The sequence below is a fragment of the Mesorhizobium sp. ESP7-2 genome, from assembly GCF_020164715.1.
Classification (GTDB): Bacteria; Pseudomonadota; Alphaproteobacteria; order Rhizobiales; family Rhizobiaceae; genus Mesorhizobium.
On record NZ_JAIUGQ010000005.1, the window covers coordinates 90,335 to 114,588 of the forward strand.

Sequence of the window (24,254 nt, forward strand, 5' to 3'; positions counted from 1 at the left end):
GGCGTTGCCCGGCGGTTTTGCATCGGCCTATAGCTTGCCGGCCAAGTAACCGAGCGCGAAGACCGCCATCAGCCCGATGGCAATGACAAGTCCAAGCCGGCCGCCAAGCGCGTGCACGCCAACGCCATGTGGTGGCCGGGACAGGCTTCGGATCACCGTCGGCGACCTGGCATCGTTGCCGCCCAGGCCAACGCTGCGCATTTGCGGCAATTCGGCGAGGCGTTGCGTAACCAGCGGCCAATGATTGGCGCCCGCTGGTTTTTCTGCGCGGTCGAAAACATGCATGCGTTCGGCGAGCTGCACCACCGCGTCGCGGAAGGCAGGATCGATTTCGAGATCGCGCTCGGCCCGCTCGCGCTCGGCATCGTTCATCAGGCCCAGCACATAGTCGCCGGCCCTTGCGATGCGGTCGCTTTCACCGGCCATGGCCAGGCCCCTCCCCTTCTGCTTACCAGTGTGGCGGTTTGGTCACCGGCACATCCGGTGCCGCCTGCTCTTCAAGCGCCAGGAAGCGGTCGGTCAGCGCGTCGAGCTTGCGCTGCATGCGTTCGATCACCTTCCACTGCTCGGCGATCTGGCCCGATAGTTCCTCGATGGTCTTCTCCTGCTCGGCAGCGCGGATTTCCAGCGTCGTCAACCGGTCGGCGGGCATGATCATGCAAAGTCCTCAGTTTTGTACCGCGACACCTTGCGCCGCAACGTCAAATCGACCTCGGCATATTAGCGAAGGCGAGAGCTTCGGCCACGTTCGAAATTGACAAGCGCGCGCGGATTTGTCGAGAGTGGACGCTGCTCCGGACAATTGGCACGGGCGGAGCGTCATGCTAGGCGTCTTGACCAAGCGATAAAAAAATTATGAGTGGGACGGGCTGCATGGCGCAAGCCGCAATCGAACTGATCGGTATCAACAAGAGTTTCGGCGCGGTGCGCGCCAACCGCGACATCAATCTGGAGATCGCGCGCGGCACCATCCACGGCATCGTCGGCGAGAACGGCGCCGGCAAGTCGACGCTGATGTCGATCCTCTACGGTTTCTACCAGGCCGACAGCGGCGAGATTCGCGTCGGCGGCAAGCCGGCGTCGATCAAGACCCCCAACGACGCGATCGCGCTCGGCATCGGCATGGTGCACCAGCATTTCATGCTGGTCGACAATTTCTCGGTGCTGGAGAACATCATCCTCGGCGCCGAGACCGATGCGCTTCTGAAGAGCAGCATCGCCAAGGCGCGCTCCGAGCTTGACCGGCTGGAACGCGAATACGGGCTGGAAGTCGATCCCGATGCGATCATCGAGGAACTGCCGGTCGGCCTGCAGCAGCGCGTCGAAATCCTGAAGGCGCTCTATCGCGGCGCCGAAATCCTGATCCTCGACGAGCCGACGGGCGTGCTCACACCGGCCGAGGCCGACCACCTGTTCCGCATCCTCAGGCAATTGAAGGAACAGGGAAAGACGGTGGTGCTGATCACCCACAAGCTGCGCGAGATCATGGCCATCACCGACACCGTGTCGGTGATGCGTCAGGGCACGATGGTGGCGACCCGGGAGACCAGGAAAACCACCGTCGAGGAACTGGCGGAACTGATGGTCGGGCGCCGCGTACTGCTGAGGGTCGAAAAGGGCGAGGCCGATGCCGGTGCCATCAAGCTCGCGGTGAAGAATCTGACGGTCAGGGATTCCCGCGGCGTCACCATGGTCGACGACGTCTCCTTCGATTTGCGCGCCGGCGAGATCGTCGGCATCGCCGGCGTCGCCGGCAACGGGCAATCCGAATTGCTCGAGGCGATTTCCGGCATCAGGCATGCCGTTTCCGGTTCCGTGATGCTCGAGGGCAAGCCGATCGATCTCACCGGCAAGGCCGATCCCGGCGAATTGCGCGACCGCGGCCTCGCCCATGTGCCGGAAGACCGCCACCATGTCGGGCTGGTGCTGGCCTTCGAGGAAAACGAGAATTCCATCCTCGGTTACCACGACGATCCCCGCTACCTCAAAGGGCCGTTCCTCAACGTCGACGCCATCATGGCCGACGCCAAGGACAAGATCGAGAAATACGACATCCGTCCCGGCAATCCGCGCCTGAAGACGGCCAATTTCTCCGGCGGCAACCAGCAGAAGATCGTGCTCGCGCGCGAAATCGAACAGGATCCCGGCGTGCTCATCGTCGGCCAGCCGACGCGCGGCGTCGATGTCGGCGCCATCGAATTCATCCACAAGCGCCTGATCGCCATGCGCGACCAGGGCAAGGCGGTGCTGGTGGTCTCGGTCGAACTCGACGAGATCCGCTCGCTCTCCGACCGCATCCTGGTGATGTTTGCCGGCCGCATTGTCGGCGAGCGCGGCCCCGACGCGACCGAAGGCGAGCTTGGCCTGTTGATGGCCGGTGTCGAGCATCAGGAGGCAGCACAATGAGCACGCCTTACGCCAAATTGCCGGCCTGGGCCGACTACGGGCTGATCCCGCTGATCAACCTGTCGGTCGCCTTCATCGTCGCCGGCTTCGTCGTCATGCTGGTCGGCGAAAACCCGTTCCGCGCCGCCGTCATCCTGGTCGAAGGCGCCTTCGGCAAGGGAACAGGCATCGCCTTCACCCTATTCTATGCCACGACCTTCATATTCACCGGGCTTTCGGTGGCGGTGGCGGCGCATTGCGGCCTGTTCAACATCGGCACCGAGGGGCAAGCCTACATCGCCGGCCTCGGCATCGCCATCGTCTGTCTTTCCTTCGACAGCACGCTGCCCTGGTGGCTGACATTTCCGCTGGCCATCGTCGCCTCGGCGCTTGTGGGCGCGTTGTGGGCGTTAATTCCCGCCTACCTCCAGGCCAGGCGCGGCTCGCACATCGTCATCACGACGATCATGTTCAACTTCATCGCCGCATCGATCATGGTCTACCTGCTGGTCGGTCCGCTGAAGCCGGCCGGGTCGCAGGCGCCGCAGACGCGCAACTTCCTCGCCGGCGCCGAACTGCCGAAGCTCAACTGGATCATCGAACTGTTCGGGGCCAAGATCCGCTCGGCCCCGCTCAACATCTGCTTCCTGCTGGCGCTGGTGATGGCCTTCCTGGTCTGGCTGCTGATCTGGCGCACAAGGCTCGGCTACGAGATGCGCACCTATGGCCACAGCCCGAAGGCGGCCCGCTATGCCGGCATTTCGGAAACCCGCATCATCATCACCGCCATGATGATTTCGGGCGCGCTGGCCGGCATGATGGCGCTCAATCCGGTGATGGGCGACCAGCACAACGTCGCGATCGACTTCGTTTCGGGCGCCGGTTTCGTCGGCATCGCGGTGGCGCTGATGGGCCGCCTGCATCCGGTCGGGATCGTGCTGGCGGCAATCCTGTTCGGCATGCTCTACCAGGGCGGCGCCGAACTCGCCTTCGAGATGCCGGCGATCAGCCGCGACATGATCGTCATCATTCAAGGGTTGGTCATCCTCTTCGCCGGCGCACTGGAGCACATGTTCAGGCCCTATATCCAGGCTCTGTTCGCTTCGTTCAGCCCGAAATCGGTAGGCATGCAAGCGGTCAACGGAAAGGGCGCTTGAGATGGATATCTTCAACGCAATCATCCAGGTGTTGGACTCGACCATCCGCCTGTCGGTGCCGCTGCTGCTTGCCTGCCTCGCCGGCCTCTATTCGGAGCGGGCCGGCATTTTCGACATCGGCCTCGAAGGCAAGATGCTGGTCGGCGCCTTCGCGGGTGCCGCCGCGGCTTCCGTGTTCCATTCGGCGGTTCTCGGCCTCGGCATGGCGATCCTGATCTCTGTCGCCTTCGCGTTGGTGCACGGCTTTGCCTCGATCACCCATCGCGGCAACCAGATCGTTTCGGGCGTAGCGATCAACTTCGTCGCCGCCGGATCGACCATCATCCTCGGCCAAGCCTGGTTCCAGCAGGGTGGCCGCACGCCGGCGCTGCAACCGGGCGAGCGGTTCGAGGCGATCATCTGGCCTGGCGCCGACGCGGCCAGGGACGTGCCGATCATCGGTCCGGTCTATGCCGAACTGATCTCCGGCCATTCGATCCTCGTCTATTTCGCCTTTGCCATGGTGCCGTTCACCTGGTGGGTGCTGTTTCGCACGCGCTTCGGTCTCCGGCTGCGCGCGGTCGGCGAAAACCCGGCCGCGGTCGACACCGCCGGCATCTCGGTCGCCTGGCTGCGCTACCGGGCGCTGATCTGCACCGGCATCCTCACCGGCGTCGCCGGGGCGTATCTGTCGATGGTGCAGAATGGCGGTTTCGTGAAGGACATGACGGCGGGCAAGGGCTACATCGCGCTGGCCGCGCTGATCTTCGCCAAGTGGAAGCCGGTCAACGCCATGTTCGCCTGCCTGCTGTTCGGCTTCCTCGACGCTGCGTCGATCCGCCTGCAGGGAACACCGCTGCCCATTGTCGGCAAGGTGTCGGTGCAGTTCATGCAGGCCCTGCCCTATATCCTCACCGTCATCCTGCTCGCCGGCTTCATCGGCAAGGCCATCCCGCCGCGTGCTGGCGGCGTGCCTTATGTCAAGGAACGCTGAGGGTCGAGAGCACATCGGAGAGAACAACTGAATGTCGCATGATCTGTTCGAAGCGGCCAAGGCCGCCATGGCCAAGGCCTATGCGCCCTACTCGAAATTTCCGGTGGGTGCCGCTTTGCGCACCGAGGATGGACGCATCTTCTCCGGCGCCAACATCGAGGTCGCCTCCTATCCGGAAGGCTGGTGCGCAGAGACCACCGCGCTTGGCCACTACATCATGGCCGGCGGCGGCAAGATCGTGGAAATCGCCGTCCTTGCCGAACGCATGGCCAAATGCTCGCCCTGCGGCGGCTGCCGCCAGCGGCTGGCCGAATTCTGCCGTCCGGAAACCAAACTCTACCTCTGCGATAATACAGGCGTCACAGAAACGGTCACCATGGGCGAAATGCTGCCCTACGGCTTCCGGGGCGACACTTTGAAATGAAACGTTGGCTGAAATGAAGCGTTGGCTGAAATGATGGGCTGGCCGGGATGACGGAAAAGGCGCTGGACCATCTTGTCGAAAGGCTGGACGGCCTGGCGCCGTCGACCGCGCTGGTGCTGGGTTCGGGCCTGGGCGACCTGGTCGACCGGATCGAGAATCCCATCCGCGTGTCCTATGCCGACCTGCCCGGCTTTCCCAGGAGCGGTGTCAGCGGCCATGCTGGCGAAGTGGTGGCGGGGCTGTTTGCCGGCGTTCCGGTGCTGATGCTGTCCGGCCGCGCCCACTACTACGAGCATGGCAATGCCGCGGCGATGCGTCCGGTGCTCGAAGTGCTTGCCGGCATCGGCATCACGAAACTGATCCTCACCAACGCAGCCGGCTCGGTCGATCCGGATATGCCGCCGGGCTCGGTGATGCTGCTCACCGATCACATCAACTTCTCCGGCACCAATCCGCTGATCGGCGAGCCGAGCGACCGCCGTTTCGTCGGCCTGACCGAAGCTTATGATGCCGGCATCCGCGACGCGATCGAACGCGCGGCGATGGCGACCGGCACAGCGCTGCACAAGGGCGTCTATATGTGGTTCTCGGGCCCCTGCTTCGAGACCCCGGCCGAAATCCGCATGGCGCGCGTCATGGGCGCCAACGCCGTCGGCATGTCGACCGTGCCGGAAGTCATTCTCGCCCGTTTCCTCGGCCTGCGCGTCGCCGCCTGCTCGGTCATCACCAACCTGGCCGCCGGCATGACCGGAGCCGAGCTTTCGCACCAGGAAACCAAGGACATGGCGCCGGTTGGCGGATCGCGGCTGGCAACGGTGCTGCAGCGCGTGTTTCGTGACGGGCTTCTGGAGAGCTGATGCTTCCACAGGAAATCATCCGCCACAAGCGCGACGGCCATAGGCTGGCGCCTCAAGAGATCGCCGCCTTCATCGACGGCGTGACGTCGGGCGCCGTGACCGACGGCCAGGTCGCGGCCTTCGCCATGGCGGTGTTCTTCAACGGCATGAACCGCGACGAGGCCGTGGCGATGACGCTTGCCATGCGCGATTCCGGCGACGTGCTCGACTGGTCGGATTTGCCGGGCCCCGTCACAGACAAGCATTCGACGGGCGGCGTCGGCGACAATGTCTCGCTGATGCTGGCGCCGATCGTCGCCGCCTGCGGGGCCTACGTGCCGATGATCTCGGGCCGAGGTCTCGGCCATACCGGCGGCACGCTGGACAAGATGGATTCCATTCCCGGCTACACCAGCCAGCCCGACATCGCGCTGTTCCGCAAGGCGGTGCTGGAAACAGGCTGCGCCATCATCGGCCAGACCGCCGATCTGGCGCCTGCCGATCGCCGGCTCTACGCCATCCGCGACGTCACCGGAACCGTGGAGTCCGTGCCGCTGATCACCGCATCGATCCTGTCGAAGAAGCTCGCGGCAGGCCTGCAATCGCTGGTGCTCGACGTCAAGGTCGGCAATGGCGCTTTCATGGAGAAATCCCGTGATGCGACCGCGCTCGCCAACAGCCTTGTCGAGGTCGCCAGCGGCGCCGGGCTGAAAGTCTCGGCGCTGATCACCGGCATGAACGAGCCGCTGGCCTCGGCCGCCGGCAATGCGGTCGAGGTGCGTAATGCCGTCGATTTCCTGACCGGCCGCTTGCGCGACCGGCGGCTGGAGGACGTGACGCTGGCGCTTGCCGCTGAAATGCTGCAGTCGGCGGGGCTGGTATCGTCCAACCAGGACGGCATGCGCCGCGCCACTGAGACGCTCGCCAGCGGCCGCGCCGCCGCCACGTTCGCGCGCATGGTGACCGTGCTTGGCGGCCCTGCGGATTTCATCGAAAAGCCGGAAAAATACCTGCCCGAGGCGGCAACGGAATTCGCGATCAAGGCGACGACGGACGGCTTCGTTACCGGCATAGCCACCCGCGACATCGGCCTCGCGGTGGTCGGGCTGGGCGGCGGGCGCGCACGGCCCGACGACAAGGTCGACCCCGCGGTCGGCATCACCAGGTTGCTGCCCATAGGCGCGGAAGTAAACGCCGGAGATGCGCTGGCGCTGATCCACGCCCGCTCACAATCCGATGCCGAGGCGGCCGCCGCGACCGTGCTTTCAGCCTATGCGATCGGTGCTTCGAAGCCGGCCGCCGACAAGTCTGTCATCCGGCGGATTCTGCCGCGCGGCTGAGTGGACACTACTGAACCAATAGCAATGTGCCGTTCTCGGCCTGGTATTTGCCGAGCCGACTGAGGAAGCTCATGCCGATCAGGTTGGTGCGCAGTGCCTTGTCGTCGAGCACGATCGCCTGCACACTGTCGACGCTGATGCTGCCGATCTGCAGGCGGTCGATCATCACCACGGCTGCCTTGATGGTGCCGTTGGCGGTGTTGACCTCGTGGCTGAAATCGGCGGGATTGAGCGACAGCCCGATCCGGCGCGCCGTCGACGTATTGACCGCCACCAGCGTCGCGCCGGTGTCGATCATGCCGTCGATCTGACGGCCGTTGAGCTTGAAGGTGGACGAGAAGTGTCCACGCCCGTCCGCCGCGACCACGACCTTGCGGCCGGTCGGCAGCAGCGCCACCGGCTTGTCGGGAACGGACGCCAGGCTGACCTCGGGTTGCGTCTCGGCCCCAGGCTTGGTTGTCACCGCCGATTTCAGCAGGTTTTCGAATATTCGCGGATTCGACTGGTAGACAACCGGGATCGATGCCGACGCACCGGCAAAGACGCTGAGGATAAGAAGCTTGCGCAGCATGGATCGGCCTTTGTGATGGCCGATCCTTTTTAGCCCCGTATGGTGTTCGCCGCTTTAATGCGCGTCGAAACCGCGTCTTTGCGTAAACATTTGGTAAATCACACCAGCATTTTGCCTGATGTTACTTCGTCCCGTACATGCGATCGCCGGCGTCGCCAAGGCCAGGCATGATGTAGCCCTTCTCATTAAGCTGGCGGTCGATGGACGCGGTGAAGACCGGAACATCCGGATGCGCCTTGGTGAAGCGCTCGATACCTTCGGGCGCCGCCAGCAGGCACAGGAAGCGGATATTGGTGGCGCCGCGCTCTTTCAATTTGTCGATCGCCGCGATCGCCGAATTGGCGGTCGCCAGCATCGGGTCGACGACGATCACCAGCCGGTCGGCGAGGTCGCTCGGCGCCTTGAAGAAATACTCGACAGCCTCCAGCGTTTCGTGGTCGCGGTAGAGGCCGACATGGGCCACGCGGGCCGCCGGCACCAGGTCGAGCAAGCCTTCGAGCAAGCCGTTGCCGGCGCGCAGCACCGAGGCGAAGACCAGCTTCTTGCCCTCCAGCGTCGGAGCCTCCATCGTCTCCATAGGCGTTTCGATCGTTGTCGTCGTCAGCTCGAGATTGCGGGTCACCTCATAGCCGAGCAGCAGCGAAATCTCGCGCAGCAGGCGCCGGAAGCCGGCCGTCGAGGTCTCCTTCTTGCGCATGATAGTCAGCTTGTGCTGGACAAGCGGATGGTCGACGACGGTGACGCCCTTCATGATGTTCTCCTGATGCATGTCGCCCGAAACCGCGCCTGGATCCCTTCGGACGTGCCGCGCTTCAAGCTGCTTGGGAGAACCCTAGCGATATTGGACCGGCCAAGGAACCGCTTGGCCCGCACCGACCACAGCTTTGTCGGAAGAATCAGCGAGCGGCGCTGTTCAGCCGGACAAGAAGCGCCGCTTTGGTCTTGCGGTCGACGAAAGCCGCCTCGATCGCCGTCCTAGTGACCGCGACGAGCGCTTTCTCGCTCATCGCGAAATGCTCCGCCGCAATGTCGTACTCCCGCTTCAGCGAGGTCCAAAAATAAGGCGGGTCGTCGGAGTTGAGTGTCACTTTGCAGCCGGCCGCCTGCAGGGCCGGAAACGGATGATCGGCGAAACTGTCGAACACCTTGAGCGCGATGTTGGAACCGGGGCAGCACTCCAGCACGACGCCCTCGTCGGCGATGCGCCGGACAAGGTCGGGATTCTCGATGGCACGCACGCCATGGCCGATGCGCGACGGGCGGATATGGTCGAGTGCCGCCTGGACAGTCTGCCAGCCCGTCAGTTCGCCGGCATGGACGGTGACGCCGAGCCCGGCCTCGCGCGCGATCTCGAAAGCCCTGACATAGTCTTCCATGTCGCCTATGCGCTCGTCGCCGGCGACGCCGAAACCGGTGACCAGCGGGTGCCCGCAACGTGCCGCGAAGCGTGCCGCCCGTTCGATCGATTCGACGCCGAGATGGCGCACGCCGGTGACGATCATGCGCCCCTCGATGCCGGTCTTGGCCTTGGCGCGCAGCATGCCTTCGCCGAGCGCGTCGGTGTAGGCCTTGGGTGACAACCCGGCTTTCGTCGCGTGGTCCGGCGAGGTGAACACCTCGGAGTAGATTGCCCCGTCGCGCGCCAGGCTGGTCAGATAATGGTCGGCCAGCCGCGCATAATCCTCCTCGGTCCGGAACAGGTCGGCGGAAAAGTCGTAAGCCGCGAGAAAGGAGGTGAAATCGTCCCAGACGAAGGACCCGTTCTGGATGTAGGGCGAGGTATCCTTGCCGTATTTCTGCGCCTGGCGGATGACGAGATCGGGCGCCGCTGCCCCTTCGATGTGGCAGTGCAGTTCCGCTTTCAGAGGCATTCAAACATCCCGTCGGTCAGTCCAGGTCTCGAAAACCCGCCACCTGGAAGCGCGGCTGAACACCGCGCCTTAAACAATAGCGCCCGCACCATCGATCGGCTATGGTCCCGCCGGTTTTATGACGGATCAAAAAAATGTCAGTTGAGAGAACCACGGCCGCCGGCGGCATGGAAACCTCCTATGGTTTCAAGCGTGTAGGGGAAGGCGAGAAGCAGTCCCTGGTCAACGATGTTTTCCACAAGGTCGCCAATCGCTACGACCTGATGAACGACCTCATGTCTGGCGGCCTGCACCGGCTGTGGAAGGATGCCATGGTCGCCTGGCTCAATCCGCCAAAGCGGGCAGGCTGGCGTGTGCTCGATGTTGCCGGTGGCACCGGCGACATCGCCTTCCGCATCGTCGCTGCCAGCCATGGCCATGCCCATGCCACCGTGCTCGACATCAACGGCTCGATGGTCGCCGTCGGCCGCGACCGGGCTGAAAAGAAGGGCCTGTCCGGCAACACCGATTTCGTCGAGGCCAACGCCGAGGAACTGCCCTTCGCTGACGCCAGCTTCGACGCCTACACCATCGCGTTCGGCATTCGCAACGTCCCGCATATCGACGTGGCCCTGGGCGAGGCGTTCCGCGTGCTGAAACCCGGCGGCCGCTTCCTGTGCCTGGAGTTTTCCGAGGTCGAGATGCCGTTGCTCGACAAGGTCTACGAAGCCTGGTCGTTCAATGCCATTCCCAGGATCGGCAAGTTGGTCACGGGCGACGGCGAGCCCTATTCCTATCTGGTCGAATCGATCGCGAAATTCCCCAATCAGCAAAACTTCGCGGCGATGATTTCCCGCGCCGGCTTCGACCGCGTCTCCTTCCGCAACTATTCAGGCGGCATAGCGGCCCTGCATTCGGGCTGGAAGCTTTGACGCCGTCGCCCATCTCCAACACGCGACGTGCCTTGCGCCAGTTCGATGAACCGGTGGGGCGGACGCGGCCATGAGCACCGTCAGCGCGGGATTCCGGCTCGTACGGGCCGGTTGGGTGCTGGTGCGCGAGGGCGTCGTCGCGGCCTTGCCCGGCGAGGAACTGTCCGGCCTGCCGAAACTCGGCTGGCGGCTGGCGCGGCTGTTCACCCGCCGCCGCGCGCTCGCCTATGAGCGCAGCGATCGGCTGGCCAAGGCAGTGGTCCGGCTCGGCCCATCCTACGTCAAGCTTGGCCAGTTCCTGGCGACGCGGCCCGATGTCGTCGGCAACGACATGGCGCTCGATCTCGCCATGCTGCAGGACAAGATGCACACATTTCCGAAGGCCGAAGCGATCGCGGCCGTCGAGGCCTCGCTCGGCCGCAAGGTGGGCGATCTCTACGCGCGGTTCGGCGATCCCGTCGCGGCTGCCTCCATCGCCCAGGTGCATACCGCCGACACCATGCATGATGGCGTGACCACCCAGGTGGCGGTGAAAGTGATCCGGCCGGGCGTTCGCCGCCGCTTCTTCCACGATCTCGAAAGCTATTTTCTCGCCGCCCGCCTGCAGGAGAAATACATCCCTTCCTCGCGCCGGCTGCGGCCGGTCGAGGTGACCGAGACGCTGGCCCAGACCACGAAGATCGAGATGGACCTGCGCCTTGAGGCGGCGGCACTCTCCGAACTCGGCGAGAACACCAGGGAAGACCCTGGCTTTCGCGTCCCTTCGGTGGACTGGGAACGCACCGGCCGCGACGTGCTGACCATGGAATGGGTCGATGGTGTCAAGATGAACGACATCGCCAGCCTGCAAAGCGCCGGCCATGACCTGAAGGCGATCGCCGCCAATCTCATCCAGTCCTTCCTGCGCCATACGCTGCGCGATGGCTTCTTCCACGCCGACATGCATCCGGGCAATTTGTTCGTCGAGGCAAACGGCACCATCGTCGCCGTGGATCTCGGCATTGCCGGACGCCTCGGCAAGAAGGAGCGCCGCTTCCTCGCCGAGATCCTCTACGGCTTCATCACACGCGACTATCTGCGCGTCGCAGAGGTGCATTTCGAAGCCGGCTATGTGCCGCGCCAGCACAATGTCTCCGCCTTCGCGCAGGCGATCCGTGCCATCGGCGAGCCGATCCACGGCCAGCCCGCCGAAACCATTTCGATGGCCAAGCTTCTGACGCTGCTGTTCGAGGTGACCGAACTGTTCGACATGGCAACGCGGCCTGAACTCATCCTGCTGCAGAAAACGATGGTGGTTGTCGAGGGCGTGGCGCGCACGCTCGATCCGGCCTTCAACATGTGGAAGACAGCCGAGCCGGTGGTCAGTGGCTGGATAGCCGGGAATCTCGGGCCGCGCGGCTTGCTGACCGACGCGCGCGACGGCGGCAAGGCGATGCTGGCGCTGGTCCGCCAGGCGCCGGAACTCGCGCTCCGTACGGAACGGCTGTCGCGAGAGATCGACCTGATGGCCGAGCACGGCCTGCGCTTCGATGAGGCGACCGCCCGCGCCATCGGGAAGGCCGAGGCGCGCTACAGCCGTTCCGGCCGTGTGGCGTTGTGGGTGATCGCGCTGACGCTGGTCTATATCGCCTGGAAGATATTTTAGGCCCTGCCTTCGAGGCGAGGCCCGCGGCTTGCGGCAATTTGATTGCATTGCTATCATCGCTATCAGGCAGGATGGGGTGGAGTGCAATCATATGGCCAGCATCACGATCCGCAACCTGGATGATGAGGTCAAGGAACTGCTGCGCCGGCTCGCGGCGGAAAACGATCGTTCCATGGAAGAACAGGCGCGGGTGATGATCCGGGCCGCTGTCGACGGTCAGATCGGCCCGGTCGGCCGTCTCGACCAGATCGAGAAAGCCCTCCGCGAACTGGCCGGTCCGCAAGGCGCCTCGACCCCGACGTCAGCCTTGGCAGGCAACAGCTTGCCCCGAGGCTCACTTTCCAACAGACGCATCCTGCTCATCATCGGCGGCGGCATCGCCGCCTACAAGGCGCTCGACCTGATCCGCCGGTTGCGCGAGCGTGGCGCGGCGGTGCGGGTGGTCATGACGTCGGCGGCGCAGGAATTCGTGACGACGCTGTCGGTCGGGGCGCTTTCCGCCGACCATGTCTTCACCGACCTGTTCGACCGCAACGATGAACACGATGTCGGCCACATCAGGCTGTCGCGCGAGGCGGACCTCCTGGTGGTGGCGCCCGCCACCGCCGACCTGATGGCCAAGCTCGCCAATGGCCATGCGAACGATCTGGCCTCGACCGTGCTCATCGCCACCGACAAGCCGGTGCTGATGGTCCCGGCGATGAACCCGAAGATGTGGTCGCATCCCGCCACCCGCCGCAACCGCGCGACGTTGAGCAAGGACGGCATCGCCTTCGTCGGCCCCGCCAAGGGTGAAATGGCCGAGAGCAACGAGGCCGGCGAAGGCCGCATGGCCGAACCGCTCGAGATCGTCGCCGCGGTCGAGGCGCTGCTCGATGCCGGCCCCAAGCCGCTGGCGGGGCGCAAGATCATCGTCACGTCAGGCCCGACGCACGAGCCGATCGATCCCGTGCGCTATATCGCCAACCGGTCGTCCGGCAAGCAGGGCCACGCGATTGCCGCGGCACTGGCAAGGCTTGGCGCCGATGTCCGCCTTGTCTCGGGTCCCGTGAGCATTGCCGACCCAGCCGGTGTGAAAACCATCCATGTCGAGCGAGCGCAGGAAATGCGCGACGCGGTGGAACAGCTGCTGCCCGCCGACGCCGCGGTATTCGTCGCCGCCGTTGCCGACTGGCGCACCGAGAATTCAGCCGGTGAGAAGATCAAGAAGGTCGCGGGCGAAGGCCCGCCGGTGCTGCGCATGCTCGAAAACCCCGACATCCTGGCTGATGTCGGCCACCACGGGCAGCGACCCGACCTGGTCGTCGGCTTTGCCGCCGAGACGCAGGATCTCTTGCGCAACGCCGAGGCCAAGCTGAAGAAGAAAGGTGCCGATCTCATCGTCGCCAACGATGTATCGCAGACCAGCGGCATCGGTCCTTCAGGTGTGATGGGCGGCGATCGCAACCGGGTGCGGATCGTGTCGAAGTCCGGCGTCGAGGAATGGCCTGAAATGACCAAGGACGAGGTGGCGGCGCGGCTCGCCGCGCTCATCGCCGAGCGGTTGAAGACGATCGTTGTCTGACAGGGTGTTGGCGGAAGCCGCCAACACCCTGTCGCTCGCGGTGACCTAGAGCAATTCCAGGAAAGTTGCGCAGCGGTTTTCCGTCCGGAATTGCGTGAAAACAAATAGTTAGAGCGGTCCAGCGATTCTATCAAACGCTGAACCGCTCTAAGCCGTCAGTTGGCCAAAAGCTCCGCCGTGCGGGCAAGCGCCCCGCCGAAGCCGTTGAGCGGAATGGAAAAGCTTACGACTTGCCCGGTATCGGCCGCGAACGCGTCGATCTTCAGCGTGGTGCCGTTCTTCAGCAGCGGCGTGACATTGGCATCGAACGCCACCGGCACCAGGCAGCCGACCACCTGGCAGGTGTTGAATGGAAGGCTGCCGTCGAGCTTCTGGTCGTCTATGGTCAGCGCGACACCCTTGGCAAGCGCCAGGCCGAACGGCAGGGCAAGGGTTCCGCTCGCATCCTCGCCGGTCTTGCTCGACAGTTCGATCGCCAGCAGTCGCTGGTTGCTTTGCTTGTTGAATTGCTGATGCGACAGGCTGCAGACCTTGTTCGTGCCCGATATCTGGCAATTGACCGTCCAGTCGCCATGGGTTTCGGACAAGGCCGATGCACCGCCGGGCAGCTGCGGCGCGGCGACTGCGGCGGGCGGTGTTGCCGCCACCTTGTCGCTCTTGGTTTGCGCCGCCATGGCCGGCAGGCCGGCGATACAGGCAGCACCCAGCACTGCTGCGAAATACGCGTATTTCCTCATCAAGATCTCTCTCGCCCGGCCCGGCCCTGAGCCAGCCTAGAAACTGACCTTGAGAGACGCGCTGACTGCATTCTGTTGACCGTTTCCCCGAAGGCGCCATTATACCTGACGGACATGCCGACACCATTGACGCCATTCAACTCGAGGCCGGCGCCGACCCGATAGAGCGGCGAATCGATCGCTTCCGTCAAGTGCAATGCCGGGTTGCCGGGCAGATTCTCCGCAGCCGCAAAGCGGCCTTCGATCTCCCACTGCTTGGTGGAAAACTCCACCCCGGCCTTTCCATAGAGGCGAAGACTGGCAATATCGCTGAGTGCGATGTCGGTTCCGATTTCGAGCGCCGGCGTCGCCGCATAGAAGGTGTCTGCCGATCCATCGAAGTTGAAACCGGCAACCGACCCTTCTTCCTTTCCGGAAACACGCAGCCAGCGCGCGTCGAACTGCAAGGTCGGCTGCAGGTAGAACGCGCCCATCTGTTGCGTGAAGCCAAGCCTTGCACGCACCTGTCAGCGCCAGGGCGTCGCGATCTGGTTGTTGAGGTCCACGTCGCGGTTGGAGTGAGGGCGGTCAACATTCCCGCCATGGCATCGCCGGACAAACACCCTATATATCTGGTGTGATGAGATTTTTTTGCAGGAATGAGCGGATGTACACGCGTCGTTCGCCGATGATTTTCGTACTGGCAATGCTGGCTGGTGCCGCCGGCATTACGTCGCCCGCTTCCGCGCAGGTGCTCAATCCAGCCGTCAGAAACAATATGCTCATCCAGCAGGATGATCTGCAAGCCTTGCAGAACCGGATTCAGCGGCAGCAATTTCAGCAGCAGCAACAGCAATATCGTGCCCAGGATCGCGTCATCGTCCAGCAGCCTCCGCCTGTCGTTCCGCAGGTCAGGCCGAGCTGCCAGATGCAGATAATCGGCAATACCGCCGTCAGCACCTGCCGCTGACAGCCGGGCAACCTTCTTTTATTTAGCCGACTTACATGATAGGGCACTTTGGGTGCCCCTGCGGCAGTTTGGATTTTGCAAAGGCGTCGCATCACGCTAAGGGGCATTACAGCGACTGGATTGTTGAGATGGCAGCCACCAAGAAAAAGGCCGTACGCCAGGCCGAGAATGGCCAAAGGATCCGCCAGGTGGCGGCGATTCCCTTTCGGCTGAACACTCACGGTGACATCGAGGTGATGCTGGTCACATCGAGAACGACGAGACGCTTCATCGTGCCCAAGGGGTGGCCTATGAAAGGCAAGAACGGGCGCAAGGCAGCCACCATCGAGGCGCTGGAAGAAGCCGGCGTGGTTGGCAAGACGCTGAAGCAGCCGGCGGGCACGTATTCCTACTGGAAACGCTTGGCCAACCGCTTTGTCCGCGTCGACGTCGTCGTGTTTCTGCTGGAAGTGACGGAAGAGCTTGCCGACTGGCAGGAAGCCAAACGGCGGCAGCGGGCTTGGCTGGCGCCGGCCGACGCCGCGATGCTCATCGACGAGCCCGATCTCGCGACGCTGGTGAACACCTTGAAGCTTCCCGGACCTGCGCCGCTCGAGCAGGCATAAGCCCGTCGATGCGGCTTTCCTGCAACGTGTGAAAGCGCGCCCGAGCCTCGCGGCGGAGACTCTGCCTTAGCTCCCGCGGCTCTTGAAAAGGGCCGCTAAATTTCGAAGTCCTCGTTCAGGCTCTGGTCGCCAGCCCGAGCCTCCATACGCTTTCGGCGGTTCGCGCCTATGTCGGCGGCGAAAGGGGCTAGAACTGCCTCAGGACAGCCGCTCCAGCAGGATTGTCGGGGCGTCGTGATAGACGGTTCGCACCGCTTCCCGGTAGCCGCATTTCGTTGCGACGTTCAAGGAGGCGGTGTTCTCGGGATCGATGATGCAGACGGTTCTGACAGACCCGAACGTCTCTTCGCCCCATGCCAGGACGCGGCCGACGACCTCGGAGGCAAGACCCGCCCCGTGCGCGGCCGCCGCCAGCGCCCATCCGGCCTCCGGAATGCCTTCAATCGACGGCTGCATCTCACGCTTCAGATCATGAAAACCGGCTTCACCGATAAAATGGCCGGTGGCCTTTTCTTCGATGGCCCAGAATCCGTAGCCCAGCAGCGACCACAGGCCTGCGTGACGCAGGAAGCGCATCCAGCTTTCTTCGCGTGTGCGGGGCTTGCCGCCGATGAAACGGGTGACGACCGGATCAGCCCACATCGCGGCATAGGCATCGAAATCACCGAGCCGGTGTGCCCGCAGAATGGTTCGCGGCGTCTCGATGACCGGAGCGATGGTCGCTTGCGTCGTGTTCATTGCATTTGCCTCGCGTTACGGCCTGCGGTTAGCAAATCACCGGCGCGGTGCAAGAGCCAGGGAACCAGGAACCGTCATCCAGGACAAAGCCGCAACGTCCGGCAAGCCTTCATGACATCCGGGCCGCGCTATGGGATTTTCGCGCGGCGGTGTTATTTTCGACATGGGCTGATTCAGCGCGTCCCATTCATTCAGGCGCCGGCCGGTGCCGCCGATCCAAGGAAAACCGCATGGACACCACCGACCTCGTGCTCGCCATCCTCCACCATGTGCTGGTGTTCTCGCTGGCCGGGATCATCGGCGCCGAATTCGTGCTGATCCGTGGCGATATGCCGGCCGCCACGCTCAAGCGGCTCGCCGGCATCGACCGCCACTACGGCATCATCGCCGCGCTCATCATCATCGTCGGCATCGGCCGTGTCGTCTGGGGCCTCAAGGGTTGGGAGTTCTACGTCCACAACTGGGTGTTCTGGGCCAAGATGGCGGCGTTCGGCATCGTCGGCCTGCTGTCGATCGTCCCGACCGTCCGTTTCATTTCCTGGAACAGGCAGGCCCGCGCCAATCCTTCCTTCGGCGTGCCCTCGAGCGAACTGGCCTCGGTAAAGACCTTTATCCGCGCCGAGGCGTTCGTATTCCTGCTGATCCCGGTCTTCGCGGCGGCGATGGCGCGTGGCTACGGCTACTGATCTTCTGCAACCAAGGTTTCGAGCGGGGCGATCGGCACCAGCGGTGCCGGAATGCTGGTCGTCTTCACCTCCGCCTTGCAGATATCGGCGATGACGCAGGCCGGGCAATCCGGCTTGCGCGCCTTGCAGACATAGCGGCCATGCAGGATCAGCCAGTGATGCGCATGGCGCATATATTCGTCCGGGATGATCTCCAAAAGTCCCTGCTCGACCTGTTCCGGGGTCTTGCCAGGCGCCAGGCCAAGTCGGTTGCCGATGCGCAAAATGTGGGTGTCGACCGCCATCGTATGCTGGCCGAAGGCCATGTTGAGCACGACATTGGCGGTCTTGCGCCCGACACCAGGCAGCTTGACCAGCTCATCGCGGTCATCCGGCACCTCGCCGCCATGGTCGCGGATCAACGCCTCCGATAGTGCGATGACGTTCTTGGCCTTGTTGCGCCAGAGCCCGATGGTCCTGATATAGTCGCCGACCTTGGCTTCACCCAGCGCCAGCACCTTTTGCGGCGTATCGGCGGCCTTGAACAAAGCCCGCGTCGCCTTGTTGACGCCGGCATCGGTCGCCTGCGCCGACAGCACCACCGCCACCAGCAGCGTGAAGGGGTTGACATGTTCGAGCTCGCCTTTCGGCTCCGGCCGCTGCACCGAAAAGCGCCGGAATATTTCATGCACTTCGGCCGGGCTGTAGCGCGAAGTCTGCCGCGCGGGTCGTGGACGCGGCTCGGCGTTGGAGCCATCGCGCCGTCCGGGCGGCGGCTCTTTTTCGGACATGGATGATTCTTTGGACTTGGGGCGCGCCATTTCCCTCCTATAATAGTCTGTCATGAGCGATACAAACGCCTCGTTCCAAGCTGACGAGCCCTTCTTTCACGCATTGCTGACCCCACATCGGTCGCTGGGCAGGACGGGCTTCCTAATCCTGATGGGCGCGCTGCTCTTCGGCTGGCTGGTGACGGGTGCGTTTTTCCTATCGCGTGGCGCCTGGCCGGTGTTCGGCTTCTTCGGCCTCGACGTGATTGCAGTCTATATCGCCTTCCGCGTCAATTATCGGGCTGCCCGCGCCCGCGAGGAAGTATCGGTCTCGCGCACCAGCCTCGATATCCGCAAGACGGCCCCTTCGGGAAAGTCGGAAGCGCATCGCTTCAATCCGTTCTGGGCACGGTTTTCGGTCGCCCGTCACGCCGAGATCGGCATCACCGGAATGACCGTGGAAGCACAGGGGCAGAACGTGCCGATCGGCGGCTTCCTCGACCCCGATTCCCGCGAGAGCTTTGCCACCGCCTTCTCGCGCGCGCTGGCGACCGCCAAGGCGCGCTAGAAGCAATTCCAGGAAAAACGTGAAGCGGTCTTCCGTCAGAAGCGATAACGCAGCAGCCTGCCGACCTTGCGCAGCGCCGGAATGTACTTCCAAAGGCGGACGAACAGCTTGGCGGACCAGCCCATGCGAGCAGCGTGCTCAGGCTTGTAGGCCGAGATATCCTCGACAAAGCGCAGCTTCGGAATCGCCCTTTCCAGCTCGTGCGGGTCGTCGATCGCCCAGTGGACCTCGGCGCCCGTCGCCTTGATGGTCGGGTTGAGCCGAAGCAGCATCAGCCCGAAACGGCTGTAGGCGTCGAACATCAGTTCGCCACCGGCAAGATGCGAGACAAGCCGTGAAAGCAGGCGCAGCCCTTCGTCCGCCGGGAGATAGGGCGTCAGCCCTTCCGCCACCACGATGGCCGGGCGGTTGCTGGGTACGTCAGCCAACCAGCCGGGCTCGGTCACCGACGAAGCGATGGGGTGGTAATGGTCGCGGAACGGGTAGAGCTTGCGCCTGAGTCCGATCACCTCGGGATAGTCGACATCGAACCAGTCCACTCCCGGTGGGGGATCGACCCGGAAGATGCGGGTATCAAGCCCGCAGCCCAGATGCAGCACAATGGCCTCAGGATTTCTGGCCAGGAAATCCTCGACACGGACGTCCAATGTCTTGGCTCGGATCGCCAGGCCGATGCCGAGATTCTCGTCGACCTTGAGCCTGGCGAAATCATAGTCGATCTTGCGCACTGCCACGTCCGCGAAATGATCCTCAAGCAGCGAATCCGGCATCCGGCTCTCCAGCGCCTTGCCGTAGAGCGTCATGAGCAAGGTCTCTTTTGCCCCCGTCAAATGTACTTTTTCGCCAGCCATCAGCGGCTCCCTGGCTCGAATCCCGAGTCTATCTGGGCAAGTGCTGCAAGAAGGCAAGTTTCGGGTGGCGATGGGCGCCCCAAGGGGCGATATTCCAGCCCAAGGAGACAGGTCCATGAGCACACACACGGCAGTCCTCAAGAAGGACATCACGCCCGAAGGCAGCGACTACGAAATCGTGCGCCGCGCCATCGAGAAGATCAGCCTCGACTATCGCGACCAGCCGTCGCTGGAGGAACTCGCCGAAGAGGTCGGCGAGACGCCGACCGGCTTGCAAAAACTCTTCACCCGCTGGGCCGGCCTTTCACCCAAGGCCTTTCTGCAGGCGGTGACGCTGGACCATGCGCGCAAGCTGCTCGATTCCGGCATGCCGCTGCTCGAAACCTCATTCGAACTGGGCATGTCCGGCCCCGGCCGGCTGCACGACTTGTTCGTCACCCATGAGGCGATGTCGCCGGGCGACTACAAGACGCGCGGTGCTGGCCTCACCATCCGCTACGGCTATCATCCCTCTCCCTTCGGCACCGCCCTGATCATGGCCACGGACCGCGGGCTTGCCGGCCTCGCCTTCTGCGACGCCGGCGAGGAGCGCGCCGCCTTCGCCGACATGTCCAGCCGCTGGCCCAACGCCCTCTATGTCGAGGACAGGGAAGCGACAGGCCCCTATGCCGCGCGCATCTTCGAGCCGACGCTGTGGCGCGCCGACCAGCCGCTGCACGTCGTCATGATCGGCACCGATTTCCAGGTCCGCGTCTGGGAAGCCTTGCTGCGGATCCCGATGGGCAAGGCCCGCACCTATTCCTCGATCGCCGCCAGCATCGGCGCGCCGAGCGCCAGCCGGGCGGTCGGCGCCGCCAACGGCGCCAACCCGCTCTCTTTCGTGGTGCCTTGCCACCGCGCCATCGGCAAATCAGGCGACCTCACCGGCTACCACTGGGGCCTGACCCGCAAGCGCGCCATCCTGGGCTGGGAAGCGGGACAGATTTCGTCCTGAAGGACACTGATACTGCAACACCGGCGAAGCCTTTCGCGGATGCCTTATCTACGGACAAACGATATTACCCTGCTGATCTGCAAATGGCGCAGCACGTTGGCGCCTGCCATAACAGCATCCTCTGGAAAGCCATGATCTTACAGGATAGCTTCCGGCGCATTCAGCAGGAGGCATTCTTTGATTATCGTAGTCGGCTCGATCAACCTCGACCTTATCGCCAATGTCGACCGCTTGCCGAGCTCCGGTGAGACGGTGAGCGGTTCCGGTCTCACGACGGCGCCCGGCGGCAAGGGCGCCAACCAGGCGCTCGCCGCCGCACGTGCCGGCGCTCAGGTGCGCATGGTCGGCGCCGTCGGCAAGGACACTTTCGCAGCCGAAGCCCTGGCGTTGCTGCGCGAGGCCAAGGTCGACCTGTCAGGCGTGGGAGAAACCTTTGCCTCGACCGGCACGGCGCTGATCATGGTCGGCGACGACGGCGAGAACATCATCGCCGTGGTTCCCGGCGCCAATGCTTCCGTGGTGCCCGGCGACCTCTCCAAGGCGTTTCTGAAAAAGGGCGACGTCGTGCTGCTGCAGCATGAGATTCCGCTCGCGACGATCGATGCGGCACTCGACCAGGCAAGGACGGCCGGCGCGGTCACGGTGCTCAACACGGCCCCGTTCCACGCCGAAGCGGCCGGCTTCCTCGGCAAGGCTGACTACGTCGTCGCCAACGAGACCGAGTTCGACCTCTATGGTGAAGCGCTGGCTTTGAAGGGTCGCGATCGTGCGGCGCGCATGCGCGATTTTGCGGGGAAAACCGGACGCGCCATCGTCGTCACGCTTGGCGGCGAAGGCGTGATGGCGGCGACGCCGAGCGATTTCCTGACCGTTCCCGCGTTGAAGATCACGCCGGTCGACACGGTCGGGGCCGGCGACACTTTCTGCGGCTATTTCGCGGCCGGCCTGGCGTCGGGCTTCACGCTCGAACAGGCACTGGCGCGAGCCGGCGCCGCCGGCTCGCTGGCCTGCCTCAAGCCCGGCGCCCAGCCGGCGATCCCGCTGGCGAAAGACGTCGACCAGGCCTTGCAGGAAACCCGTTGAAATGATGCGCCCCCGCACCAGACATGCCGTACCCGCGGCCAGCGAGATCTGCCGCCTGTCGGCTGTCGAACTCGCCGACGCGATCCGCCGAAAGAAGCTCTCCGTACGCGAGGTGGTGACGGCGTTCCTCGATCGCATCGATGCGGTCAATCCGCAGGTCAACGCCATCGTCTCGTTGCGCGACCGCGCCGACATCCTGCGCGAGGCCGACGCCGCCGATGTCAGTCGGACGGACGGAACCGGCTCCCTTTTTGGCCTCCCCATCGCCATCAAGGACCTTGCCTCGACCGCCGGCCTCAGGACCTCGTTCGGCTCGCCGATCTTCGCCGATTTCGTACCGCAAGAAGACGATTTCTTCGTCGAACGCATCCGCGAGGCCGGCGCCATCATCATCGGCAAGACCAACGTTCCCGAATTCGGGCTGGGCTCCAACACCTACAACAACGTGTTCGGACCGACGCTGAACGCTTTCGATCCGGCGCTCACCGCCGGCGGCTCGAGCGGCGGTGCGGCGGTGGCGCTGGCACTGGACATGGTGCCCATCGCCGACGGCAGCGATTTCGGCGGCTCGCTGCGCAACCCGGCGGCCTGGAACAATGTCTACGGCTTTCGGCCATCGCAGGGGCTCGTGCCCAGCGGTCCCGACTTGGAGGTCTTCCACGCGCAGATGGGCGTCGAGGGGCCGATGGGCCGCAACGTCGCCGACATGGCGCTGTTGCTCGACGTGCAGGCCGGTTACCATCCGCAGGCGCCCCTATCCTATGAGAAGCAAGGCTCCTTCCTCGAAGGACTCGCGGCGGCGGCCGGCGGCCGCATCGCCTGGCTCGGCGACCTCGGCGGCCATCTGCCGATTGAACCCGGCATCCTCGATCTGTGCGAGGCAGCACTCAACCGATTCGCGGATGCCTCCTTCCTGACGGAACCGCTGTTGCCGGATTTCGATTTCGAGGCACTCTGGCAGGCCTTCGTGACGCTGCGCCAGGCCAGCAGCGGCTGCGCCCTCAAAGTGCACTATGACGATCCTGCCAGGCGCGGCCTGCTGAAGCCGGAAGCCGTCTGGGAGGTGGAGAACGCCATGCGGCTGACGGCGCCGCAAATCCGCGCGGCCTCGGTCGTCCGCACCTCCTGGCACCGGGCGCTGCTGTCGATCTTCGACCGCTTCGACCTCATTGCGCTGCCGACCGCGCAGGTCTTTCCCTTCGAGGTCGGCATTCATTGGCCCCGCGAGGTCGCGGGCCAAGCGATGGATAGCTACCATCGCTGGATGCAGGTTTCAGCCTTTGCCACCTTGGGCGGTTGCCCGGCGGTCAATGTGCCGGTCGGCTTCGACGACAGGGGCCGACCCATGGGCATGCAGCTGATCGGCCGGCCACGCGGCGATCTCGCCGTACTGAAGGCCGCGGCCGCCTATGAGACGACGTTGCCCTGGCCGGCCGGCGCCTGAGCCAAGCTTGCCGCGCGCCGGCTTGCGTCGTCCTTGCCGCCATGCATTGATTGTCGTCTGACAGGCCGCGATAGCGGCATTACGAGGGATGGTCATGTCGCTGGAACTCTACGCCGCCTATGTTCTTGCCTGTGTCGTCATCATCCTGGTGCCCGGTCCGACGGTCACGCTGATCATCGCAAACAGCATCCGCCACGGAACTCGTGCCGGTCTCGCCAATGTCGCCGGCACACAGGCCGGGCTCGCCGTCATGATCGCCATCGTCGGCATCGGCCTCAACACGCTGATCTCGGGCATGGGCCACTGGTTCGAGTGGGTGCGTCTGATCGGCGCCGCCTACCTGATCTGGATGGGGGTGCAGATGTTCCGCTCGAAGGGCACGCTGAACGCCGACGGAACCGCCCGCAAACCACGCGGTGGCTTCTTCCTGCAGGGCCTGCTGGTGGCGCTCAGCAATCCCAAGACGCTGATCTTCTTCGGCGCCTTCTTCCCGCAGTTCATCGCGCCGCAGGGCAATTATTCGCTGCAGATCGTCGTCATGGGCCTGACCGCCATGATCTTCGCCGCCATGTCGGATTCGACCTACGCGCTCGCCGCCGGCCGCGCCGGCCGCATGCTGTCGGCCAGCCGTGTCAAGCTCCTGTCGAGGATCAGCGGCAGCTTCATGGTCGGCGGCGGTCTGTGGCTGGCGTTCTCGAAGGCGAAGTAACCATGAAAGCGCCTTCTTCATAAATTTTTGCAGAGACATTGAAGAATTGTACGCTGCTGCACAACTCTTCAACATGCGCAAATCAAACGTTTCCTTTCGGGATCGCTTGCTTATTTGGCAATACGAATACAGCGACGCCGTGATCGGCGTCGCTTTCTTCTGCGCCTTTGCGCTGATGAAATCCATTGCGATTGTGGGGCTTCAGGCCAATCCGGTCGTCGCAACCCAACGCGTGATGGCCGTGGTCGAATACATCAGAGTGAAGCCTATCAGCCCGTACGCCATGGTAGGTCACAATCTATACTACACCTACGATGTGCGCCTTGATGACGACAACACGCGGATATCGATCGACGACGACGTCGAGCGACCGCATCTTATTGGCTCCCTCGTTCCTATTGAACGACAACACCACAAGCACGGCGTCGACACTTATCGATTGCTCAATGGGTGACAACGCGCGC

The 24,254-nt window shown here is 63.8% G+C and carries 28 protein-coding genes; 18 read left to right on the top strand and 10 right to left on the bottom strand.

Translation table 11 applies throughout. The features are described from left to right. Nucleotides 1–27: 27 nt before the first annotated feature. Nucleotides 28–426, bottom strand: a complete 399-nt coding sequence (locus LB543_RS07230) for a hypothetical protein (protein WP_224613597.1) — start codon at nt 424–426, stop codon at nt 28–30. A 22-nt stretch (nt 427–448) separates the two neighbouring features. Further along, nucleotides 449–655, bottom strand: coding sequence for a SlyX family protein (locus LB543_RS07235; RefSeq protein ID WP_123151274.1), 207 nt, complete (start codon nt 653–655; stop codon nt 449–451). Nucleotides 656–873: 218 nt separating this feature from the next. On the opposite strand from LB543_RS07235, the gene LB543_RS07240 reads away from it, so the two are divergent. Genes LB543_RS07240 through deoA form a run of 6 tightly spaced genes read left to right on the top strand, consistent with a single transcriptional unit; the run spans nt 874 to nt 7,115 of the window. Next, a complete protein-coding gene (locus tag LB543_RS07240; RefSeq protein WP_224613598.1) occupies nt 874–2,406 on the top strand; it encodes an ABC transporter ATP-binding protein in 1,533 nt (510 codons plus the stop codon). After that, entirely contained in the window at nt 2,403–3,542 is a 1,140-nt protein-coding gene (locus LB543_RS07245) for an ABC transporter permease (RefSeq protein WP_140811524.1), read from the top strand. Before LB543_RS07240 ends, LB543_RS07245 begins: the two co-directional genes overlap by 4 nt. Before the next feature lies 1 nt (nt 3,543). Continuing rightward, nucleotides 3,544–4,515, top strand: a complete 972-nt coding sequence (locus tag LB543_RS07250) for an ABC transporter permease (RefSeq protein WP_224613599.1) — start codon at nt 3,544–3,546, stop codon at nt 4,513–4,515. A 31-nt stretch (nt 4,516–4,546) separates the two neighbouring features. After that, nucleotides 4,547–4,939 carry a cytidine deaminase gene (gene cdd, locus LB543_RS07255; RefSeq protein ID WP_224613600.1) on the top strand — a complete coding sequence of 131 codons (393 nt, stop codon included), beginning with the start codon at nt 4,547–4,549 and terminating at the stop codon, nt 4,937–4,939. 47 nt (nt 4,940–4,986) lie between these two features. After that, nucleotides 4,987–5,796, top strand: a complete 810-nt coding sequence (locus LB543_RS07260) for a purine-nucleoside phosphorylase (protein ID WP_224613601.1) — start codon at nt 4,987–4,989, stop codon at nt 5,794–5,796. Next, nucleotides 5,796–7,115: a thymidine phosphorylase gene (deoA, locus tag LB543_RS07265; RefSeq protein WP_224613602.1), complete on the top strand. Its 1,320-nt coding sequence runs from the start codon at nt 5,796–5,798 to the stop codon at nt 7,113–7,115. Before LB543_RS07260 ends, deoA begins: the two co-directional genes overlap by 1 nt. Nucleotides 7,116–7,122: 7 nt before the next feature. Here the strand turns inward: deoA and LB543_RS07270 are convergent, their stop codons facing one another. From LB543_RS07270 to LB543_RS07280, 3 genes are all read right to left on the bottom strand, one after another. Then, a complete protein-coding gene (locus LB543_RS07270) occupies nt 7,123–7,686 on the bottom strand; it encodes a TIGR02281 family clan AA aspartic protease (RefSeq protein ID WP_224613603.1) in 564 nt (187 codons plus the stop codon). Nucleotides 7,687–7,807: 121 nt separating this feature from the next. After that, nucleotides 7,808–8,437, bottom strand: coding sequence for a uracil phosphoribosyltransferase (upp, locus tag LB543_RS07275; RefSeq protein ID WP_015315749.1), 630 nt, complete (start codon nt 8,435–8,437; stop codon nt 7,808–7,810). A gap of 145 nt (nt 8,438–8,582) precedes the next feature. After that, nucleotides 8,583–9,557 (bottom strand): adenosine deaminase, encoded by a 975-nt coding sequence (locus LB543_RS07280; RefSeq protein ID WP_224613604.1) that lies wholly within the window; start codon nt 9,555–9,557, stop codon nt 8,583–8,585. Between the two features lie 134 nt (nt 9,558–9,691). Here LB543_RS07280 and ubiE point away from each other — a divergent pair, with 134 nt between their 5' ends. From ubiE to coaBC, 3 genes are all read left to right on the top strand, one after another. Beyond that, nucleotides 9,692–10,468 carry a bifunctional demethylmenaquinone methyltransferase/2-methoxy-6-polyprenyl-1,4-benzoquinol methylase UbiE gene (ubiE, locus tag LB543_RS07285; protein ID WP_224613605.1) on the top strand — a complete coding sequence of 259 codons (777 nt, stop codon included), beginning with the start codon at nt 9,692–9,694 and terminating at the stop codon, nt 10,466–10,468. A 70-nt stretch (nt 10,469–10,538) separates the two neighbouring features. Continuing rightward, the gene (ubiB, locus tag LB543_RS07290; RefSeq protein ID WP_224613606.1) at nt 10,539–12,113 is read left to right on the top strand and encodes a 2-polyprenylphenol 6-hydroxylase; all 1,575 of its coding nucleotides are present in this window, start codon (nt 10,539–10,541) and stop codon (nt 12,111–12,113) included. Nucleotides 12,114–12,204: 91 nt separating this feature from the next. Continuing rightward, a complete protein-coding gene (coaBC, locus tag LB543_RS07295; protein ID WP_224613607.1) occupies nt 12,205–13,677 on the top strand; it encodes a bifunctional phosphopantothenoylcysteine decarboxylase/phosphopantothenate--cysteine ligase CoaBC in 1,473 nt (490 codons plus the stop codon). A gap of 155 nt (nt 13,678–13,832) precedes the next feature. On the opposite strand, the gene LB543_RS07300 is transcribed toward coaBC, so the two are convergent. Then, a complete protein-coding gene (locus LB543_RS07300; protein WP_140756230.1) occupies nt 13,833–14,414 on the bottom strand; it encodes an invasion associated locus B family protein in 582 nt (193 codons plus the stop codon). Beyond that, a complete protein-coding gene (locus LB543_RS07305; protein WP_224613608.1) occupies nt 14,414–14,887 on the bottom strand; it encodes an autotransporter outer membrane beta-barrel domain-containing protein in 474 nt (157 codons plus the stop codon). The genes LB543_RS07300 and LB543_RS07305 overlap by 1 nt, the downstream gene beginning before the upstream one ends. 173 nt (nt 14,888–15,060) lie before the next feature. On the opposite strand from LB543_RS07305, the gene LB543_RS07310 reads away from it, so the two are divergent. Together LB543_RS07310 and LB543_RS07315 are read left to right on the top strand one after the other, a co-directional pair. After that, entirely contained in the window at nt 15,061–15,363 is a 303-nt protein-coding gene (locus LB543_RS07310) for a hypothetical protein (RefSeq protein ID WP_140756231.1), read from the top strand. Between the two features lie 128 nt (nt 15,364–15,491). After that, nucleotides 15,492–15,968 (top strand): NUDIX hydrolase, encoded by a 477-nt coding sequence (locus LB543_RS07315; protein WP_140756233.1) that lies wholly within the window; start codon nt 15,492–15,494, stop codon nt 15,966–15,968. A gap of 198 nt (nt 15,969–16,166) precedes the next feature. Here LB543_RS07315 and LB543_RS07320 read toward each other — a convergent pair whose 3' ends face one another. Further along, nucleotides 16,167–16,706 (bottom strand): GNAT family N-acetyltransferase, encoded by a 540-nt coding sequence (locus tag LB543_RS07320; protein ID WP_140756490.1) that lies wholly within the window; start codon nt 16,704–16,706, stop codon nt 16,167–16,169. A 230-nt stretch (nt 16,707–16,936) separates the two neighbouring features. Between LB543_RS07320 and LB543_RS07325 the strand changes: the two genes are divergently transcribed. Further along, nucleotides 16,937–17,392: a DUF2214 family protein gene (locus LB543_RS07325; RefSeq protein ID WP_224613609.1), complete on the top strand. Its 456-nt coding sequence runs from the start codon at nt 16,937–16,939 to the stop codon at nt 17,390–17,392. Here the strand turns inward: LB543_RS07325 and nth are convergent. After that, nucleotides 17,386–18,192: an endonuclease III gene (nth, locus tag LB543_RS07330; RefSeq protein ID WP_224613610.1), complete on the bottom strand. Its 807-nt coding sequence runs from the start codon at nt 18,190–18,192 to the stop codon at nt 17,386–17,388. The genes LB543_RS07325 and nth overlap by 7 nt on opposite strands. 22 nt (nt 18,193–18,214) lie before the next feature. On the opposite strand from nth, the gene LB543_RS07335 reads away from it, so the two are divergent. Then, nucleotides 18,215–18,709: a DUF2244 domain-containing protein gene (locus tag LB543_RS07335; protein WP_224613611.1), complete on the top strand. Its 495-nt coding sequence runs from the start codon at nt 18,215–18,217 to the stop codon at nt 18,707–18,709. A 35-nt stretch (nt 18,710–18,744) separates the two neighbouring features. Here the strand turns inward: LB543_RS07335 and LB543_RS07340 are convergent, their stop codons facing one another. Further along, nucleotides 18,745–19,560: a class I SAM-dependent methyltransferase gene (locus LB543_RS07340; RefSeq protein ID WP_224613612.1), complete on the bottom strand. Its 816-nt coding sequence runs from the start codon at nt 19,558–19,560 to the stop codon at nt 18,745–18,747. 115 nt (nt 19,561–19,675) lie between these two features. Between LB543_RS07340 and LB543_RS07345 the strand changes: the two genes are divergently transcribed. The 5 genes from LB543_RS07345 (at nt 19,676) to LB543_RS07365 (ending at nt 24,244) form a co-directional block, all read left to right on the top strand. After that, the gene (locus LB543_RS07345; RefSeq protein WP_224613613.1) at nt 19,676–20,554 is read left to right on the top strand and encodes a methylated-DNA--[protein]-cysteine S-methyltransferase; all 879 of its coding nucleotides are present in this window, start codon (nt 19,676–19,678) and stop codon (nt 20,552–20,554) included. 177 nt (nt 20,555–20,731) lie between these two features. Further along, nucleotides 20,732–21,637: a ribokinase gene (locus tag LB543_RS07350; RefSeq protein WP_224613614.1), complete on the top strand. Its 906-nt coding sequence runs from the start codon at nt 20,732–20,734 to the stop codon at nt 21,635–21,637. Nucleotide 21,638: 1 nt separating this feature from the next. Next, entirely contained in the window at nt 21,639–23,081 is a 1,443-nt protein-coding gene (locus LB543_RS07355; protein ID WP_224613615.1) for an amidase, read from the top strand. Between the two features lie 94 nt (nt 23,082–23,175). Continuing rightward, on the top strand, nt 23,176–23,790 hold the full coding sequence (locus LB543_RS07360) for a LysE family translocator (protein WP_224613616.1): 615 nt from the start codon (nt 23,176–23,178) through the stop codon (nt 23,788–23,790). A 46-nt stretch (nt 23,791–23,836) separates the two neighbouring features. Beyond that, entirely contained in the window at nt 23,837–24,244 is a 408-nt protein-coding gene (locus tag LB543_RS07365; RefSeq protein ID WP_224613617.1) for a hypothetical protein, read from the top strand. Nucleotides 24,245–24,254 lie beyond the last annotated feature (10 nt).

Coding starts and splice junctions, on each gene's coding strand:
- LB543_RS07230 (WP_224613597.1), bottom strand. CDS start 426: ATGGCCGGTGAAAGCGACCGCATCGCAAGGGCCGGCGACTATGTGCTG.
- LB543_RS07240 (WP_224613598.1), top strand. CDS start 874: ATGGCGCAAGCCGCAATCGAACTGATCGGTATCAACAAGAGTTTCGGC.
- LB543_RS07245 (WP_140811524.1), top strand. CDS start 2,403: ATGAGCACGCCTTACGCCAAATTGCCGGCCTGGGCCGACTACGGGCTG.
- LB543_RS07250 (WP_224613599.1), top strand. CDS start 3,544: ATGGATATCTTCAACGCAATCATCCAGGTGTTGGACTCGACCATCCGC.
- cdd (WP_224613600.1), top strand. CDS start 4,547: ATGTCGCATGATCTGTTCGAAGCGGCCAAGGCCGCCATGGCCAAGGCC.
- LB543_RS07260 (WP_224613601.1), top strand. CDS start 4,987: ATGACGGAAAAGGCGCTGGACCATCTTGTCGAAAGGCTGGACGGCCTG.
- deoA (WP_224613602.1), top strand. CDS start 5,796: ATGCTTCCACAGGAAATCATCCGCCACAAGCGCGACGGCCATAGGCTG.
- LB543_RS07270 (WP_224613603.1), bottom strand. CDS start 7,686: ATGCTGCGCAAGCTTCTTATCCTCAGCGTCTTTGCCGGTGCGTCGGCA.
- upp (WP_015315749.1), bottom strand. CDS start 8,437: ATGAAGGGCGTCACCGTCGTCGACCATCCGCTTGTCCAGCACAAGCTG.
- LB543_RS07280 (WP_224613604.1), bottom strand. CDS start 9,557: ATGCCTCTGAAAGCGGAACTGCACTGCCACATCGAAGGGGCAGCGGCG.
- ubiE (WP_224613605.1), top strand. CDS start 9,692: ATGTCAGTTGAGAGAACCACGGCCGCCGGCGGCATGGAAACCTCCTAT.
- ubiB (WP_224613606.1), top strand. CDS start 10,539: ATGAGCACCGTCAGCGCGGGATTCCGGCTCGTACGGGCCGGTTGGGTG.
- coaBC (WP_224613607.1), top strand. CDS start 12,205: ATGGCCAGCATCACGATCCGCAACCTGGATGATGAGGTCAAGGAACTG.
- LB543_RS07300 (WP_140756230.1), bottom strand. CDS start 14,414: ATGAGGAAATACGCGTATTTCGCAGCAGTGCTGGGTGCTGCCTGTATC.
- LB543_RS07305 (WP_224613608.1), bottom strand. CDS start 14,887: ATGGGCGCGTTCTACCTGCAGCCGACCTTGCAGTTCGACGCGCGCTGG.
- LB543_RS07310 (WP_140756231.1), top strand. CDS start 15,061: ATGTACACGCGTCGTTCGCCGATGATTTTCGTACTGGCAATGCTGGCT.
- LB543_RS07315 (WP_140756233.1), top strand. CDS start 15,492: ATGGCAGCCACCAAGAAAAAGGCCGTACGCCAGGCCGAGAATGGCCAA.
- LB543_RS07320 (WP_140756490.1), bottom strand. CDS start 16,706: ATGAACACGACGCAAGCGACCATCGCTCCGGTCATCGAGACGCCGCGA.
- LB543_RS07325 (WP_224613609.1), top strand. CDS start 16,937: ATGGACACCACCGACCTCGTGCTCGCCATCCTCCACCATGTGCTGGTG.
- nth (WP_224613610.1), bottom strand. CDS start 18,192: ATGGCGCGCCCCAAGTCCAAAGAATCATCCATGTCCGAAAAAGAGCCG.
- LB543_RS07335 (WP_224613611.1), top strand. CDS start 18,215: ATGAGCGATACAAACGCCTCGTTCCAAGCTGACGAGCCCTTCTTTCAC.
- LB543_RS07340 (WP_224613612.1), bottom strand. CDS start 19,560: ATGGCTGGCGAAAAAGTACATTTGACGGGGGCAAAAGAGACCTTGCTC.
- LB543_RS07345 (WP_224613613.1), top strand. CDS start 19,676: ATGAGCACACACACGGCAGTCCTCAAGAAGGACATCACGCCCGAAGGC.
- LB543_RS07355 (WP_224613615.1), top strand. CDS start 21,639: ATGATGCGCCCCCGCACCAGACATGCCGTACCCGCGGCCAGCGAGATC.
- LB543_RS07360 (WP_224613616.1), top strand. CDS start 23,176: ATGTCGCTGGAACTCTACGCCGCCTATGTTCTTGCCTGTGTCGTCATC.